Source organism: Pseudoalteromonas aurantia 208 (genome assembly GCF_014858725.1).
GTDB classification, from domain to species: domain Bacteria; phylum Pseudomonadota; class Gammaproteobacteria; order Enterobacterales; family Alteromonadaceae; genus Pseudoalteromonas; species Pseudoalteromonas aurantia.
Window position 1 is genome coordinate 22,559 of record NZ_AQGV01000010.1, and the last position, 17,859, is coordinate 40,417.

Consider the following 17,859-nt stretch of genomic DNA (forward strand, 5'->3'; position numbering starts at 1 on the left):
GAGCAAAACTATGATAAAACGGAGCATATGCTCCGTTTTTTTATGGACCGACATTTCTATGTATGTAGTAACTAAATTACACTATCACCGTAAAAGTAAGATGCTCGACATCTACTTTGATGATGCACAAATGCACACGTTAAGTTGCGAGTATCTTCGTACTCATTCCCCATCGGCGGAAGTTCAAGGGCATGGTACGACACCCAGCAAGTTAGTGCTCAATAAACACGCTGTCAAAATTGAACGGCTCGAGCCAGTTGGTCATTACGCAGTTAAGCTGCATTTTAATGATGGTCACAACTCAGGGCTCTTCAGCTGGCAATATCTCAGAGAACTATGCGTTAATTATCAATTATATTGGCAAACCTATCTCGAACGAACGGAGCAATATCACGCTCAATTAGATAGTGTACCAATTAAGTTTATCCCATAACCCTTCTTATAAAACCCATTTAGCCACACACAAAAAAACGCAGCAAAAGCCGCGTTTATTTGCGCTATTTTTAGATGTGTATTACACCTTATATTTTGCAACGGCTTGATGCAGCACACTGGCTTGCTCAGACACTTCCTCGCTACTTTGAGCATTTGATTGCGCATGTTCAGATGCCACTTGGGCAATATCCCTAATACGCACTACATTTTTATTTACCTCTGAGGCAACTTGATTTTGCTCATCAATTGCCGTGGCGATATGTGTGCTCATATCCATAATTGTTTGCACATCTGTAGTAATTAAAGTTAGAAACTCACCTGCTTTCTCCGCTTGAGAAACACTTTCACTGCCTTGCACACGACATTGCTCCATGATATTAACCACTTCACGCGTACGCTGTTGTAACGTCGAAATAATACTTTCTATCTCTTGTGTCGAGTCTTGCGTGCGCTGTGCCAATGACCGTACTTCATCTGCAACCACAGCAAAACCTCGGCCTTGCTCGCCAGCTCGCGCTGCTTCTATGGCCGCATTTAATGCCAACAAATTGGTCTGTTCGGCAATACCTCGTATAACATCCAACACAGAACCAATCGTCTCGCCATCTTTCTCTAATTGAGATACCACATCCGACGCACCTGCTAAAGACTCCGACAACACCATAATATGTTTAATGGTCGCATCAACTTCACTCCGACCTTGCTGCGCATTATTGTTAGTTGACTCTGCTTTTTGTGCTGCGGCTTCCGTATTATGTGAAATATCTTGAATGGTCGCTTGCATTTCTGTTGCAGCAGTGGCTACCATATCTGCTTCGTGTAATTGCTCGTGCATTCCAGAGCTGGTTTGCGCCGTTGTTTCTGTTAAATGTAACGTGGCATCGTTAATTGTACCTAGCGCTGAATTAACCTCTGAAATTAATATCCCAAAATCATTGACTAAACTATTAAAATCTCGGGTCATAATTGTTATCTCATCGTTACCCGTTTGCTCTATCGTTAGCCCTAGATTATTCTCTCGACGGATCCGTTCAATGGTTTGATAAACTCGCTCCACAGGATTAATAATAGAACTGCTTGTTAACAACACTAAAATCATCACTATCACAGCAGCTATAACAAAAATAGCAATGCCCACAAATTGCGTTTCATCTGCGTTAAGTTTAATTTCCAATTTTGTTTGTTCGACAATCTCAGCAACAACCTTATCACTTTTTTGCACATTGATTTTCATTTTACCCAATGCACCATCATCTAAGCTTAATCCCAGTGTTTGTTGTGCACTGACTAAGGCCTCAAATTTATTCTGATATTCATCAACGAGCGAAAGTAAGTTGTTCTGATAGTTATTATCAAAACCAGCTTGAGAAATCTGCGTGCTAAAAGTTGAGATGAGTTTATCGAATTTAGTTAAATACTTTAAATCCAATCGTAACATGAAGTCTTTTTCAGCTCGACGCAACTGCAACATAGTGGTTAATAATTCAAAGTTTTGCCGTTCTTTAAGTAACGTTTCTACCTCATGCACAGCCCCTCTTAATTCACCATAAAGGGCATCTTTTGGATGTAATCCAATGGTTTTTTGCAGCTCCACAACACTATGAAAGTCTTGGTTGTAAGAAGCCGCTAGCCGTTTAAACTCATTCAATTGAGCCGCATCAATACCGAATTCATCGAATATCACTGACAAAGATTCAACTTTTTGTTGAAGCTCTGCATATTCCGCTTCAAATTGCTTTAACGCATCCGTGTCCTTATAGAATAGGAAATTTTTCTCATACTTGCGCATAGCTAACTCATGAATATCTAATTCTTCAGCATATTCAATCGTTTCATTGAGCCTAAGCATCGTTTTTGCTTCGAGAATAATCACAAACAACATCACTAACATTGCGATGCCCACAACAAGGGCATTGAGTTGCAAACGCCGTTTAATGGTTAAATTTTCCAATAAGGCCATACTGTTACCTATATTTTTTGCTACTTAGCAGACAGTATAGCTGAGAATATGCGCCAATGCGTATTAGAACCCCTTTGAAATTAATAAAAATCACTGCCAACTATTGCAAAAATACTGAACAAAGCAAATAGTTATGCCGCTTTATCCGTTGGTAATGACAAGCCTTGCCACAGCGTTTTATGGAGCGAGTCTAAATCATGCCATTGCTTTGACATAAGCCAATCAACCAATGCATATGGGTTAGTTGGAAAATCGATACTCTTTCCGCTGGGCAATTCAAGAAATTCTTCTAACGCGTCAGAACTTAAATAGTGCATAACCCGAGCAAACCCCATCTCCTCTAACGTATGTGCGTTTGCCAATTGCTCAAATTGACCAGCCAATGGCTTCAATAAAAGTTTTTTGCCAAATTTTAAAGCTTCACTTGATAGTTCAAAACCGGCATTACCTATCACTCCGCTCGTGTTTACAAGGTCTTTTAAAAAACCCTGCCTATTTGGCTTTCGAAGATGAATATGCGCTTGTGACTGATTATTAGCATCTGGGTGATAGCAGTAAAACTCTTTATCAGGAAAATCTTGTAGCAACTCTAAAACACGGTTGAGGTTTTCAAATGGCAAATATACCAACACTTTATTCGCGATTGAGCTGCAATGATTAACTGGCTTATCATAAGGTATAAAAGGCGGAATAATATTTTTTGCAAATGGCTGCCAATGCACACCTAAATAAACATCCGCGGGCGCAAACTGCTTTAAAAGTGTACGTTTAAGAAAACTGTGACTATATATAGGCACTTCGGGACATAAAAATGCAGCTTGATGACTCATCGCTATAACCGGTATTTTGGCGCGTTTAGCAGCCCATGCGGTGATCGGTTCAAAGTCGTTAAAGACAACATCATACTGAGTTACATCAAGGTTTCGAACATCTTTAATAAATTGGCCGATCTTTAAGTTTTTTAATGTCTCGATTTGATCAACTTGACCATTACGTGTGGAAAAGCTCAGCCCTGCTCTTGTTTGATAATGCCCAAAAGGCTGCATATCAAAATATTCACTGTCTTTGCGACCAGAAAATATATAGTCAACATCGATATTTTTTTCTGTAAAACACTCTGCCATTACTCGCGCCCGCGTAATATGGCCATTACCTGTTCCCTGTACGCCGTATAATATTTTCATAATATCCCTACTAAAAAAATCGCTAGACTGGCACACCCAATCCCCATCATCGCACCAACCACAACATCTAAGGGGTAATGGACGCCTACCACAACTCGTGATAACGACACACCTGATGCCCAAATTATTAATGGCCACAGCGGAACACTCAAATGCTCTATGACACAAATTGCATATAACCATGCTCCCGCACTGTGACCAGAAGGAAGGCTAAATTTGTCTGCCGGCGTTAACAGCGCTTTAAGAGCAAAACAATCACATGGCCGTACACGAGCAATCCGTTTTTTTAAAAAGAAATACAGAGGTCTTTCAATCGCAAATGCTAATACTGCAGTCAGTGCAAACTTTTGCCCTAAAGGCTCCAAAAATACAGCACAAATTAAAGCCAGTAGAATATAAAGTCCACCATTGCCACTTTTCGAAAATGCTAACGCAACAACCCGCCACCAGTTTTTTGGGCTAGGTGTAAACACTGCAAAATACAATACGGTGTCTAACTGCGCTAATTTACCTTTCATAATGCTCACCTATTACTTTGCTCACATTTTCAGCATAGAAGAGCTAAATAACAAAGCCGTGACAGTTTTGCGACACTAATATGTAAGTTACTGTTTACCCATTGCTATGACCATTTATGGGAGTATACTAAAATGGACTTTCGTTATTTTTTCAGAGGATTTAAAGTATGGACTACAGCACTTCAGACTTGTGCGATCATTTCGCTGACGTCGTTGATGTACTCGAACCTATGTTTATTAACTTTGGTGGGCAAACAGCTTTCTGTGGGCGCATTAAAACGATTAAATGTTTTGAGAATAACGAATTGATCCGCTCAACGTTAGAGCAAGATGGCAGTGACACTATTTTATTAATTGATGGTGGCGGCTCAACTCGACGCGCGTTAATTGATATAGATTTAGCTGAATTGGCTGTCGAAAACAATTGGCAAGGTATTATCGTATATGGTGCTATACGCCATGTCGATGAACTTGAAGAGTGCAATATAGGCATTCAAGCTATTTCATCTACCCCCGTATCTGCCGATAGTGAAGGGGCTGGCGAACACGGTGTCCCTGTTAATTTTGCTGGCGTATCATTTTTTGATGATGATTACCTATATGCAGATAGCACCGGCATCATTATTTCCGCTGAAGAACTTATCTTAGAAACCGACGATACGCAAGACTAGAGCACCATGACTGAACACCTACATATTTATCGCGAAGCTGATATTGCCAGCCTTGTAACGACTCGTGAGAATGAGCAAAAATTCTGGCAGTCTTTAACTTTTCTTGATACACAGTTAGAGACTCTGCAAGCACTTAAAGATGCAGCCGCTTTTGGTATCAAGTATGTACTCGTTGGTATTAATGAGGATATTGGTCCTCGTGCAAATTGTGGTCAAGGTGGTGCGACATTAGGGTGGCAAGCATTTTTACAACGATTTTTGAATTTACCCTGTAACCAATTTTTAGACCCTAAAAATGTACTGCTCTTAGGGGAGGTCATATGTGATGATCTTCAAAAGACGAGTAAAAACTTATGCAATAAGCAACCTGAACAATTGGCTGAATTACGTCATCTATGTGCCGATATAGATCAACGTGTCAGTAATGTCCTCAAAATGGTATTTGCAGCTGGTTTAGAGCCTATCATTATTGGTGGGGGTCATAATAACTGCTTGGGTATTATACAAGCACTTCACTCAGTAACAGGGCAAGCATGCCATGCGATTAACTTTGACCCACACGCAGACTTTAGAGCGATAGAAGGGCGTCACAGTGGCAATGGATTTCATTATGCCTACCAACAAAACATGTTAAGCGATTATCATGTCGTAGGTTTACATGCTCAAAAAAATAATCAAGCAATTTTAGAAGCCTTAGATACAGCGAATTTTAGCTATACCACTTATCAAGATATCCTTGTGACGCGAAGATGCACGTTAACTCAAGCGATTAAAACGGGTTTAGATCGCTTTGACAATACTGCCCCTATGGGAGTTGAAGTGGACGTAGATAGTATTAGTGGCATGCCTGTAAGTGCCTATACAAACTGTGGCTTTACAACCAACGATGCTGAACACTTTGTATCATTATCTGCCGAGCAAAGTAATACCGCTTATTTACATTTGTGTGAAGCGGCCCCCGCTAATCACCCCCAGGGGTTGGCGCAAGGGTTGATTGAGGCAGGTCAAGCACTTAGCGGTTTAGTGTGTAGCTACCTTACGAGTCGCCAACGCGTTGAGAATTAATTCAAAATCACGCCATTAATGCTCTAGTTTCCATTGTTTCAGCCAGCTTATCATACCTACGCTGCTTAACGGTCTAGCAAAAAAATAGCCTTGAGCAGCAAATGTTTCTAGGCTTTGTACAAAGTTAAGCTGCTCTTGAGTTTCAACTCCTTCGCAAATTACTTTACTATTAAGCTGCTGCTGCATTTCTACCATGCCCCGGACTACACTTTTAAACTGTCCTTGCTGCTGATGTTCAGCAGTTAGAGACCGCCCAACTTTCACGTAATCTACAGAAAGCTTTGGTAACTTCGCTAGAATTAATGGCGCTTCTCCAAAACCATCTACACACAATCGAACGCCAATACTTCTCAAACGTGCCACCATAGCAACACCTTGTGCATCCAATGACATAAACAGAGCTGATGGACACTCAATAATTAAGTCCCCAGGTAATAAATGATGTTCCAGTAGAATCCTATCCAGAAATTCAATAAATTCTTCATGCAGCATTTCAGGGCCAAATACGTTTACGCTCAACGGCATATGAATATTGTCCATTCTCAACGCCATGGCAATTTCAGCTGCCCGCTCGATGACATAATGTGCAACTGGCACAGCTAATCCAGCCAAACGAATATCATCAATAAATCTACCCGCAGCCAAAATTCCCTGCTTAGGATGTTGCCAACGTAACAATAACTCTAAAAACTCTATCTCGTTATCTTGATGACGGATCACAGGTTGAAAGTACAGCTCGAATTCACTGCGAAAATCAATATGGGCAAGTTCAGCCAAACGCGCCTGTTGTTCTAATTTAGTAATTTGCATTTGTTGTTGATATGCACAGACAGCGCGATTTGGTTGACTATCTAATGCCAAAAACCCACATGTAAGTAAATTATCAAATTGACCAAGCTCTTCATCACAGTTGACATAACTCGCCCGCGCACTCACTTCTAAGGTACAATTTCCAACATTAAAGGGTTTTAGCGTACTACGTAAAATATCATCAATGAGTTGTTCATGGAGGTGTTTTTGGTTACTCAGTCCACATACGAAAACAAAATGGAGTCCACCTAAATGAGCAACCCTTGCCATATCGTTACCATTTGCAATCGCAATAACATCATGGCTGTGTAGTTGTTGTTTAATTCTATTTGCTGATTGCGCAAGCAGTAAATCTCCAAATTCCCGACCTAAATGTAGATTAACTTGCTCAAAACCTTCAAGGCGGATCATCACCAACATTGCAGGTCCTGGGTCTAAAGTTCTAAACTCATTAAAAGCAGCTCTTAAACTTGCCCGATCAGGCAAACCTAACACATCATGAGCTTGGTCACTTGCGGCTTCACTTTGAACCGTCTCAACCTCTTCATCATTACCAAGAAGGCAAAGCTGCCCAATATACAGCAGGCCTAGCACTGCAACACTCAGTACGTGTGGCCAAGACCATACGATATGCCCTCCCAACAACATAATAAATATCAGTGCACATACACAGCTCAATACAAGATGAGCACCTTCACTATATCGTAAGTTATACATAATATGCAGGATTAGGGTCAGTCCAAAAACATACTGAACCCAATCAGTATTCATGGCGAGTGCTGCCAGCCCTATTCCCGCCGTCACTGCATGTAAAATACGCAGTCGCGGTTTTTTACTCAACACTATTACAGCCATGCTGCCCATCAATATGACACCCGCTAGCAAAGCCGCTAGAAGAGGAATGAACCCCTGTTGCAATCCATTGAGTACGGGGATCGCGGTGACGGACCACATATGTGTGAAAGCCGACATCAATACCCCATTGCAAAAAATTAATACTGAATAAGTTTACCTAAGATCCAGAGATTTAACAGATCATTCACGCCAAATTGGTAACTTAATTGCGCAGGATGACTAATATCCCATAACGCAATGTCTGCTCGCATCCCTTCTTTTAAAACACCTCGGTCCGATAAACCAAGCGCCTTAGCAGCTTCACAAGTTACCCCTTTGAGGGTTTCTTCTGGTGTCATTCTAAACAATGTACAACCCATGTTTAACATTAACCGCAACGAACATAGTGGCGCCGTCCCAGGATTAAAATCACTCGCAATGGCCATAGATACATGATGTTTTCGAAGTAATTCAATAGGTGGTAGCTGCGTTTCTCTCAGAAAATAAAATGCTCCGGGAAGTAGTACGGCAGTCGTGCCGGCATTAGCCATAGCAATCACACCAGCTTCATCTAAATACTCAATATGATCTGCCGATAAACCTTTAAACTCAGCAACTAATTCAGTGCCTTTTTGATTAGATAATTGCTCTGCGTGACACTTCACTTTTAGCCCGAGTTTAGTAGCTGCCTCAAACACTCGACGTGTTTGTTCATAACTAAACCCAACATTTTCGCAAAAAACATCAACCGCGGTGGCCAAGTTCAGTTCAGCTACACGAGGCAGCATGTCATTACATACAATATCAATATACTCATCAGCACGCCCGGCATACTCGGGGGGTAATGCATGAGCCCCTAAAAACGTACTATGAATATCTATCGGGTGATGCGCAGATAAAAGCGTGTTTACTTCGAGTAATTTAAGTTCATTTTCTGTATCTAAACCATAACCTGTTTTACTCTCAACCGTTGTAACACCTTCTCTTAATAAGCTATTTAAACGTGTCTTTGCATTAACAAATAATGTTTCGTGATCTGCCTCACGTGTCGCACGAACTGTACTAGCAATCCCGCCACCTTGCTGAGCAATCTGTTGGTAGGATACACCTTGCAGACGTTGTTCAAATTCTGTGGCACGATTACCTGCAAATAGAATATGTGTGTGACAATCAATTAAGCTCGGTGTTAGCCATGCGCCTTTTCCAGAATGTACAGGAGTCACTAAAGCATCAAATCTTGGCATATCGGCTTGCTTACCTAACCAAGCTATAGTGCCATCTTTAATCATTACAGCTCCCTGCTCAATCATGCCATAGGCATCAGAACGGTCAACGTCCATCGTTGCAAGGTTCACATCACAAATTACTAAATCAGGCTCAATCATCGCCACAGCTCCGAAAATAAATATCTGATATGAGTGTAACAAGGTTACTTGTATATACAAGAAAGTTGTGCCATCTTTTGCATACATGACTCTTAATTCGGCATGCTTGGTATGACCCAACAACCTAAATTTGCACTTATAAAGCAACATATTATCGACAATATTAGAGCCGCAAACTGGGTTGAGGATCAACGCGTTCCATCAGAAAATGAATTAGCAGAACAATTTTCGGTAAGTCGCATGACAGCACGTAGAGCGCTCAGTGAGTTAACAAATGCGGGAATTTTGACACGGAGTCAAGGTTTAGGCACATTTGTAGCAAGCCTTAAATCACAGTCCTCCTTATTAGAAATTAAGAATATTTCTGATGAAGTTCAAGCCCGTAACGGTGCATATTCTTGCAGCGTCTTATCACTAGAGTCCATATCTGCCATTGCACCCATAGCCATAGCTTTAGGTGTCGATATAGACAGTCAAGTCTACCGAAGTGTCTTAGTCCACAATGAAAATGAGCAACCACTACAAGTGGAGGAACGATTTGTTAACCCTACACTTGCCAGCAATTATTTGCAGCAAGACTTCAACTTAACTACACCACACGAATATTTATCGCAAGTGGCACCTTTGACGGAAGCCCGCCACACTGTTGAGGCGATTATGCCGTCCATTGAAGTTTGCCAATGGTTAAGCTTATTTAATGAAGAGCCTTGCTTACAAGTTATTCGCCGTACTTGGTCGTATGAAGGCATCGTCAGTTTTGCTCGTTTAATTTCTCCTGGCAGCAAATACCGTTTAGGCGGACACTTAACATTCAAACGCAACAGCGAATAGAGGTTTCTCCATATTCGTTAGATAGCATGTAAATATTCAAAACCAAGTTGCTCTATAGCCGAACCATCAATAATACGTTCGCTTTCTGTGTCACACGAAAATGTGGGGGGCTGGGTTTCCAATAATTGACATTTTTGTTGATAATACTGCGCACGCGTCGGGTGCCATGGATGACATAAATTATATATTGCTTGGTTATGGTGCCAGTTAGATAGAACAGTAAATATACCATTTAAAACATCTTGCTGATGTACCATATTAACATGCCCATGCGATGAACTTTTCAGTGCCTTTGCTGCAATAAATTGACCTGGCTCTCTATTTGGCCCAACCAAACCAGCTAATCTCAAAACTTTGCCACCCTGATTCAATACCATGCGCTCCGCATTAACCAACATTTGCTGCCGGTCTGTTGAAGTCTCAATAGAGCTGTGTTCATTGTATAACCCGTCGGCACGGCTATACACCCCGGTACTTGAGCACAGTAAAAAGCCTTTAGCGGACATATCTTTACTCAATGTTAAAGCATGCTCTAAAGTATGTAGGTACTGACTATCTTTATTTCTTGCTCTTGGTGGTATAGCGCATACCCACCAAGCATTGTGCAATGATAAGGTATGGGTAACCCGCTCTTCTAACAAACTGAACTGTCGTTCAAATGGTACTGTAGGGTCAGGGTTTCGCCGTGTTCCCTGTACTTGCCAACCTCGTTCGTTCGCCTGCCGACACAAAGGTTGGCCAAGCCAACCTGCCCCCAATACAATTAACTGCGTCATACTTTTATCCAATATTAAATTTTCTCTGACGCCTTACCTGCGCTAGGAAGCCGCACTTGGGCACTTAAACCGCCATCAGGGCGGTTTTGCAATCTTACTTCTCCTCCATGAGTGGTCACTATCCGTTTAATAATTGCTAAGCCAAGCCCACTTCCTTCACTACCTCGAGCTTGATCGCCCTGTTTAAATGGCTCAAAGACACTTTCCAGCTCTTCTTCTGGAATCCCAGGCCCTCTATCTTGTACCTTAATTAGTACGGATTTATCAAGTACATTATATTCAGTGGACACTTCAATCGCGGCATCTGAATACCGAATCGCATTCTCAATCATGTTTGTCAGTACCCGCTTGAGTGCAACTGAATTCATCAATACTGGTGTTAATTCTTCTTGTGTTGACAAATGAATAGTACGTTGATGCTGCTGCTCGGCATGTACAACTTCCTCAACAACGGTGTTCACGTCCTCTAACACCATTTCACCAGAATTATGATGCCGTAAGTATTCAATAAATTGATCAATTATGGCATTCATATCTTCAATATCGTCAATGATGCCTTCCTTCAAATAATCTTCCTCATCAGCCATCATTTCCGTGGCTAAACGAATGCGCGTTAACGGCGTTCTTAAATCATGAGACACTCCAGCCATTAGCAACCGGCGATCACTTTCAAGTTCAGCAATCCCTTTTGACATTTGATTAAATGCTTTTGTTACTTCAATCACCTCTGTTGAACCACGTTCAACTAATCGTGTAGAAAAATCGCCTACTCCGACTCGTCCTGCCGCTGTCTGCAATGCTTTTAAGGGTCGGTTTAAATGTCGAGCAAACCACCAGCCACCGAGCACACTTAAAAAACCGATACTCGATAAATAAAAAATTAAAAACTCCAGCTTGGTTTCACTAAAACCTGTCAAAGGTACACGAACCCAATAACCAGGCGCTTGAGGGGCTTCAACCCAATACACGACAGGATCACCTTGGCTGATCCGTACACGTGCTGAGCCATTTAATTGCTCTGACATACTTTTCGACAATAAAGTATATTCTTTTGCTTCTCCTAACCCATTAATATACGCCTCTCTCTGTGTCATTACTTCTATACCAGTGATTTCAAAAAATCGCTCTGATAATTCAGATGTCACTTCAACGCCATCTTCCCAATCAATAAAGACCGTTTTAACTTGCTTCGCTAACATCAAGTTGACTTGCTCGAATGTTGGTTTAAATACATACAAAGTCACAGTGATATAAGACATAATTTGATTGACAAGTAATAATGCCCCAACAAAAAACACGGTTTGCCCAAATGCACTTTTTGGAAGTAAACTCATACGCCTAACTAACTTTGGCCATCAGGAACAAATACATACCCTAAACCCCAAACGGTTTGAATATAACGTGGATTAGTTGCATCTTCTTCAATCATTCTGCGTAGCCGTGAAACTTGTACATCAATGCTTCTTTCCAACGCACTGTAATCTCTGCCTCGAGCTAAATTCATTAATTTATCTCGACTTAAAGGCTCTCTAGGATGATTAACAAGTGCTTTTAATACCGCAAACTCTCCACTTGTTAGGGCGATGACCTCATCACCTTTATGCATTTCACGTGTTGCCAAGTTTAGTTTGAATATACCAAAAGCCACTTCATTTTCTTCTGCTGCTGGCGCACCTGGAACTTCTTTTGCCCTGCGTCGTAAAATGGCTTTAATTCTGGCAAGCAGTTCTCGTGGATTAAACGGTTTTGGAATATAGTCATCAGCTCCCAATTCCAAACCTATAATTCTATCCACTTCATCCCCTTTTGCAGTTAACATTACAATCGGGATTTCATTTTCTTTTTGTCTAAGCCGGCGGCAGATTGATAACCCATCCTCTCCAGGCAGCATCAAGTCTAAGACCATTAGGTGGAAGTTTTCTCGCTCTAATAAACGATCCATTTGCTCACCGTTGGCAGCAGTGCGAACAATGAACCCTTGCTCAACTAAATACCTTTCCAATAAACTGCGTAGACGCATATCATCATCTACGACTAAAACCTTAGTGGTTTCACTTCCCATTACTCATTCTTCTTTTTATTAATACCTTAGCTTAATATAATTGAAAAATAGATAACTAGACACCATACCTTAAAAGAAGATTTGTTACCGAACGTTACAAAGTAAAAAAATAAGGTCCGCGAACGTAGAAAGCTCGACATCCAAATCTTTTTTATTTAAGTTGTCACAGCATCAACACAGAGCCGATTTATGACATGAAGACAAACCTGATCACCCCTGAAGGGTACCGAAAATTGCAGCAAGAACATGATCACCTTTGGCATGAAAAACGCCCAGAGATCACGAAAATCGTGTCATGGGCTGCAAGCTTAGGTGATCGCTCTGAGAATGCAGATTACACATTCAATAAACGTGTATTAAGGCAAATAGATAGGCGGGTTAGATATTTAAGAAAGCGTTTACCCGATTTGAAAATTATTGAATATTCGTCTCAACAGGCTGGCAAAGTCTTTTTTGGTGCTTGGGTTGAAATTGAGAATGACGAACAACAATGTAAAAAGTTTCGCATTGTTGGCCCTGACGAAATTTATGAGCGACATGATTATATTTCTATTGATTCACCGATGGCCCGTGCTCTATTAGGCAAACAAGTCGACGATGACTTTGTAGTACAAACTCCGCAAGGAGAAAAAGTATGGTTCGTAAACAAAATAGATTACCCTTCCAGCTAAGCTTCTTATTCATTTATGCTGTGATATAGTTAGTATTATTAATATATGCCGAATTAGCGCGTATCGTATTGAACTTTATAAGGATTTTGCATGAGCAACATCTCTGGACGTTTAGCACAAGAGTTAAACGCACAAGAACAGCAAGTCATTGCTGCTACTGCTTTATTAGATGAAGGTGCAACTGTACCTTTTATTGCCCGTTACCGTAAAGAAGTCACTGGCGGACTAGACGATACTCAACTGCGCCTATTAGAACAAAGATTGAGTTATTTACGAGAATTAGAAGAGCGCCGAAGTTTTATTCTCAATACAATCACAGAGCAGGAGAAATTGTCTGATGCACTGGCCACAGACATCGCGAATGCACAAAGCAAAACCGAGTTAGAAGATTTATATTTGCCGTACAAGCCAAAACGACGTACCAAAGGGCAAATCGCAATCGAAGCTGGGCTTGAGCCTCTCGCTGATGCGCTTTTCATGGACGCTAACCAATCTCCTGAAATACTGGCTGAAAAATATCTAAATGACCAAGCTGGAATGAGCGACATCAAGGCCGTGTTAGATGGAGCAAAATTCATTTTAATGGAGCGTTTCGCTGAAGACGCCAAACTACTCGCTAAATTTCGTCATCACATTCAACAGAATGGTCAACTTGAAGCGATTGTTATAAAAGGAAAAGAAGACAGCGGTAGCAAGTACCGAGATTACTTCGAACACAGTGAAAAGCTCACTAAGGTCCCATCTCACAGAGCTTTGGCCATGCTAAGGGCACGTAATGAGGGCTTCTTACAATTAGCCATTAATCCAGAACCAGGGGTAGACAATCCACAGCAGTATTGCGCACAGATGATAGCCGATCATTATCGACTCAATGTGTCGTCTGCCAATGCCAGTCAATGGTTGATGATTGTTGTACAGTGGACGTGGAAGATTAAATTATCACTACATCTAGAAAATGAATTTCTAGGATCACTACGTGAAAATGCTGAAACAGGCGCAATTGATGTTTTTGCGAAAAACCTAAAAGACCTACTAATGGCAGCACCTGCTGGACCGCGTGTTACCTTAGGGATCGACCCTGGTTTACGTACAGGTTGTAAAATTGCGGTGGTCGATAGTACTGGAAAATTATTGGCTACTAACACCATTTTTCCACATGCACCGCAAAATCATTGGGATAAATCATTACGCACACTTGAACAGCTTTGTCGCCAACATAAAGTGCAATTGATTGCCATTGGCAACGGAACTGCCTCTCGAGAATCAGACAAACTGGCTTCCGAATTACTCAAAGCTGCTGAGGAACTAAAGCTCAGCAAAATTATGGTCAGCGAAGCAGGAGCTTCCGTTTATTCTGCATCTGAATTCGCAGCGAATGAATTTCCTGATTTAGACGTATCACTACGAGGCGCTGTTTCTATCGCTCGCAGATTACAGGACCCGTTAGCCGAATTGGTCAAAATCGAGCCAAAATCTATCGGTGTTGGTCAATATCAGCATGATGTGTCACAAAGTCAACTAGGCCAAACATTAACCTCAGTAGTAGAAGACTGTGTTAACTCCGTTGGCGTTGATGTAAATATGGCTTCAGCGCCTCTTTTAACACGAGTATCAGGTCTCAGCAAAACGCTGGCTAATAATATCGTTAAATATCGAGATGAACATGGCTCGTTTACGGCACGTAATCAACTGAAAAAAGTTGAACGACTCGGTCCAAAAGCATTTGAACAAGCAGCGGGTTTCTTGCGCATCATCGATGGTAAAGATCCTCTTGACGCCTCATCTGTTCACCCAGAAGCTTACCCGGTCGTCAAACAAATTGCACAAGTAAAAGAAATTCCAATTTCCGATTTAATTGGTAACAGTACAGTGCTTAATACACTCGTCGCAAACGACTTTACGAATGATAAATTTGGCTTGCCAACTGTATCCGATATTATAATAGAGCTAGATAAGCCCGGCCGAGATCCTCGCCCAGAGTTTAAAACAGCCGAGTTTAAAGCTGGGATCGAAAAGATATCAGACCTGGAAATAGGGATGATTTTAGAGGGTGTTGTGTCAAATGTCGCAAATTTTGGTGCCTTCATCGATGTAGGTGTACATCAGGATGGTTTGGTCCATATTTCCGCAATCACAAATAAATTTATCTCAGATCCCCGTGAGGTGGTTAAAGCGGGTGATATTGTAAAGGTCAAAGTAATTGAAGTGGATGTAGCTCGTAAACGTATCAGCTTTACTATGCGTTTGAACGATGAAATACATCCAGGTGAAAATATCAAGAAGAGCAAGCCGCACGTTCAGAAGTCAACACCAAACAAACAGCAAAACCGTGCAGCTAAGCCAAAAAAAGATAATGGTAATGCTGCGATGGGCAATGCATTTGCGGAAGCTTTTGCCAAGATGAAAAAATAAACGAGTATCTTATTTATATAAAAACCCGTCATTGAACGGGTTTTTATACGTAAATCCATCTGTTATTAATCTGATATGGAGTATTAAATGAGCCTAATTTCTACTAGACTTGAAGTGATAGAGATGCAGATAATTCAGGCTGAACAGACTGTTGATAAAAGTCATTAATACGCAGCGAACGCGCCTGAATTTGCGGATCTCTTTCAATTGGCAAAGCCACCGAAAATGGTCCACCTTCTGATTTTAGCGCAACAGCTTCTGGTTCAATTGGTAATGCCACTGAAAATGGCCCACTCTCTGATTCTAACACTGCAGAATCACTTAGAGCTAATCCTTCATCGTCAGCAGCCAACCTGCGAGTTTCATAATTTTGAACCCGAGTCGTATCTTGCTGTTGATTCTCCTCTTCCGCTCCTCTACTGATCACTTGCTTCGCTAACTCAGCTTGAGCTGCAGCTTGTTTTTGTGTTGCATCAGCTGCAATTGCCCGATCAGCCCCCGAAGGCTCAGCAGGCGCTAACGCTGCCGCTCGAACTGTTTGCATTTTTTCAATCGTACCAGAAGGATCACCTGGGATCTCTGCCACATCAATCATTACTTGCCCGCCAACAGCATAATTGTTGCCGTCAGGACCTCGTTGATATTCATAACTAGGAGAGCCTGCATACTGCCCACCAACCCGAGCATGCGCTTGTTCGTGCAACCTTACTTCCGTATCACGGGATTTTAATTCTTGGATCTGCTGTTGCTCAGCCTTTTCTTCATTTTGTTCTTGCTCGCTTGCAGTATCATCACCGTCTGATTTGGCTTGACGATCATCACTTTGCGCCCCTTTTTCATCAATGACTTTGTTTTTCTCTAGTTTACCTGAGCTATCATATAATGTGTTATCATCGGGAGAATTGGCTTTCGCTTTATCGCCATCATTTACCGCTTTATTTTCAGTAAATGTGGCCGAGGTAGGTGCTGCTTTAGGGATCACCTCACGCAGCTGATTATCACGTCTTGCTGTTTCAGTGTAGACGTTGGCAGTATTTAAATTCATCGCCGGTGGTGGCGTTACAATACTCATACCATTTTACTTCAATCTCAAACCTTAATATCAATCAAAGTGCCCAATGCTTCATCTGCAGTACGAATTGATTGCACATTCGCCTTCGCATTAAACTCTTCAACTTTCAAATTCACTAATGCTTCATCAATCTTAGCTGGTTGAGCAACAGGTGCTGTTACTGACTCTTCTGGACGGGCCCCTTGCAATTGACGTTGCTGTGCCAATTGATTCTCATCTTGCGAACTTTGAGTCGCACGATTGATTTCAGCACTAGCACGCTCAATACCTTGGCTGGCTCTATTAAACCCCTCAATCCCATTATTTAATACGTCACCAATTGGCATAGCGTGCTCCAGAAACATTTATATATGGTTAATTATTGCGCAAAAAGTCATGGAAATAAAGCACGATTTCGCTATTTTAATACCATTTTTATATTCAATTTTTAAAGTACTGATTTTAGGAAAGTTATAAATTCCTGCCGATGTGAAATAAATGGTGCGTGTGATGCTTTAGGCAATACTTCATAGTTAAATTGTGGGTTAAGCTCGCAAATTTGTGTAATGACACCTTTGGGTACTAGTGAATCTAAGCGACCAAATAAACCAAAAATAGGTTGTGGTAATACACTCATTTCAGCCCGTAAATCTTCCCGTTTTAATATTTCTAGGCCCGCTTTAAGTGCTCGACTATCCGGTGCAGGAGATCCCGCGAGCAAAGCCCGTAAATGCTTAATATCTTCTCGTGCATTTTCACTTCCCATCGCTTGAATTGCTAAAAATCGCTCGATGGTTTTAGCTGCACTATTTTGTAATTGAACTTGGAAGGTATTCAACACATCAGGTTTGATCCCTAACCAGTATTGTTGCTCACAAAAATAAGGCGTTGATGCAATTAAAATGACTTTACTCACTTTCTCTGGAAAATGCTTTGCCAGATAAAGGGCAAATAATCCACCCAATGACCAACCAATTAAAACACTGTTTGCATGCAGCTGCTTGGCTAGTAATTCTGCGGCACTTGCAAGTGAATAATCGCCAGCAGGTGAACATGCGCCACCGAAGCCCGGTAAGTTAATACTGCGCACATTCCCTTTATATACTGCCTGTATATCTGGTTCTACATAATGCCATACTTGTGCATTCATACCCCAGCCATGTAACAGAACCGCTTCATTTTGCATTTTCAAAA

General features: G+C 41.4%; 17 protein-coding genes. 6 read left to right on the plus strand and 11 right to left on the minus strand.

Going from position 1 to position 17,859, the window contains the following annotated elements:
• Positions 1-58 precede the first annotated feature (58 nt).
• Positions 59-433 (plus strand): gamma-butyrobetaine hydroxylase-like domain-containing protein, encoded by a 375-nt coding sequence (locus PAUR_RS01690; RefSeq protein WP_192506101.1) that lies wholly within the window; start codon positions 59-61, stop codon positions 431-433.
• 81 nt (positions 434-514) lie between these two features.
• On the opposite strand, the gene PAUR_RS01695 is transcribed toward PAUR_RS01690, so the two are convergent.
• The 3 genes from PAUR_RS01695 to PAUR_RS01705 form a co-directional block, all read right to left on the minus strand.
• Positions 515-2,395 (minus strand): methyl-accepting chemotaxis protein, encoded by a 1,881-nt coding sequence (locus PAUR_RS01695; RefSeq protein WP_192506102.1) that lies wholly within the window; start codon positions 2,393-2,395, stop codon positions 515-517.
• Between the two features lie 131 nt (positions 2,396-2,526).
• Complete coding sequence (locus tag PAUR_RS01700) at positions 2,527-3,579, minus strand: MJ1255/VC2487 family glycosyltransferase (RefSeq protein WP_192506103.1); 1,053 nt, start codon at positions 3,577-3,579, stop codon at positions 2,527-2,529.
• Complete coding sequence (locus tag PAUR_RS01705; protein WP_192506104.1) at positions 3,576-4,097, minus strand: phosphatase PAP2 family protein; 522 nt, start codon at positions 4,095-4,097, stop codon at positions 3,576-3,578. Before PAUR_RS01705 ends, PAUR_RS01700 begins: the two co-directional genes overlap by 4 nt.
• 167 nt (positions 4,098-4,264) lie before the next feature.
• On the opposite strand from PAUR_RS01705, the gene rraA reads away from it, so the two are divergent.
• Entirely contained in the window at positions 4,265-4,768 is a 504-nt protein-coding gene (rraA, locus tag PAUR_RS01710) for a ribonuclease E activity regulator RraA (RefSeq protein WP_192506105.1), read from the plus strand.
• Positions 4,769-4,774: 6 nt separating this feature from the next.
• Positions 4,775-5,833: a formimidoylglutamase gene (locus PAUR_RS01715; RefSeq protein WP_192506106.1), complete on the plus strand. Its 1,059-nt coding sequence runs from the start codon at positions 4,775-4,777 to the stop codon at positions 5,831-5,833.
• A gap of 15 nt (positions 5,834-5,848) precedes the next feature.
• Here the strand turns inward: PAUR_RS01715 and PAUR_RS01720 are convergent, their stop codons facing one another.
• Positions 5,849-7,507 (minus strand): EAL domain-containing protein, encoded by a 1,659-nt coding sequence (locus tag PAUR_RS01720; RefSeq protein WP_192506266.1) that lies wholly within the window; start codon positions 7,505-7,507, stop codon positions 5,849-5,851.
• Between the two features lie 128 nt (positions 7,508-7,635).
• Positions 7,636-8,862 carry an imidazolonepropionase gene (gene hutI / locus PAUR_RS01725; RefSeq protein ID WP_192506107.1) on the minus strand — a complete coding sequence of 409 codons (1,227 nt, stop codon included), beginning with the start codon at positions 8,860-8,862 and terminating at the stop codon, positions 7,636-7,638.
• Between the two features lie 111 nt (positions 8,863-8,973).
• Between hutI and hutC the strand changes: the two genes are divergently transcribed.
• Complete coding sequence (gene hutC / locus PAUR_RS01730) at positions 8,974-9,693, plus strand: histidine utilization repressor (RefSeq protein WP_192506108.1); 720 nt, start codon at positions 8,974-8,976, stop codon at positions 9,691-9,693.
• A 17-nt stretch (positions 9,694-9,710) separates the two neighbouring features.
• On the opposite strand, the gene PAUR_RS01735 is transcribed toward hutC, so the two are convergent.
• The 3 genes from PAUR_RS01735 to ompR are packed head-to-tail and all read right to left on the minus strand — an operon-like array spanning position 9,711 to position 12,531.
• The gene (locus tag PAUR_RS01735; RefSeq protein WP_404821661.1) at positions 9,711-10,481 is read right to left on the minus strand and encodes a Rossmann-fold NAD(P)-binding domain-containing protein; all 771 of its coding nucleotides are present in this window, start codon (positions 10,479-10,481) and stop codon (positions 9,711-9,713) included.
• 2 nt (positions 10,482-10,483) lie between these two features.
• Positions 10,484-11,803 carry a two-component system sensor histidine kinase EnvZ gene (gene envZ / locus PAUR_RS01740; protein ID WP_192506110.1) on the minus strand — a complete coding sequence of 440 codons (1,320 nt, stop codon included), beginning with the start codon at positions 11,801-11,803 and terminating at the stop codon, positions 10,484-10,486.
• A gap of 8 nt (positions 11,804-11,811) precedes the next feature.
• Positions 11,812-12,531, minus strand: coding sequence for an osmolarity response regulator transcription factor OmpR (gene ompR / locus PAUR_RS01745; protein ID WP_192506111.1), 720 nt, complete (start codon positions 12,529-12,531; stop codon positions 11,812-11,814).
• Positions 12,532-12,725: 194 nt separating this feature from the next.
• Here ompR and greB point away from each other — a divergent pair, with 194 nt between their 5' ends.
• Positions 12,726-13,202, plus strand: coding sequence for a transcription elongation factor GreB (greB, locus tag PAUR_RS01750; protein WP_192506112.1), 477 nt, complete (start codon positions 12,726-12,728; stop codon positions 13,200-13,202).
• 90 nt (positions 13,203-13,292) lie between these two features.
• Positions 13,293-15,614 (plus strand): Tex family protein, encoded by a 2,322-nt coding sequence (locus tag PAUR_RS01755; protein WP_192506113.1) that lies wholly within the window; start codon positions 13,293-13,295, stop codon positions 15,612-15,614.
• A 103-nt stretch (positions 15,615-15,717) separates the two neighbouring features.
• Here PAUR_RS01755 and PAUR_RS01760 read toward each other — a convergent pair whose 3' ends face one another.
• The 3 genes from PAUR_RS01760 to bioH all read right to left on the minus strand — a co-directional run bounded on the left by PAUR_RS01760 (position 15,718) and on the right by bioH (position 17,851).
• On the minus strand, positions 15,718-16,686 hold the full coding sequence (locus PAUR_RS01760) for a putative metalloprotease CJM1_0395 family protein (protein WP_192506114.1): 969 nt from the start codon (positions 16,684-16,686) through the stop codon (positions 15,718-15,720).
• A gap of 17 nt (positions 16,687-16,703) precedes the next feature.
• On the minus strand, positions 16,704-17,012 hold the full coding sequence (locus tag PAUR_RS01765; protein WP_192506115.1) for a hypothetical protein: 309 nt from the start codon (positions 17,010-17,012) through the stop codon (positions 16,704-16,706).
• Positions 17,013-17,113: 101 nt separating this feature from the next.
• Complete coding sequence (gene bioH, locus PAUR_RS01770) at positions 17,114-17,851, minus strand: pimeloyl-ACP methyl ester esterase BioH (RefSeq protein WP_192506267.1); 738 nt, start codon at positions 17,849-17,851, stop codon at positions 17,114-17,116.
• Between the last annotated feature and the right edge of the window lie 8 nt (positions 17,852-17,859).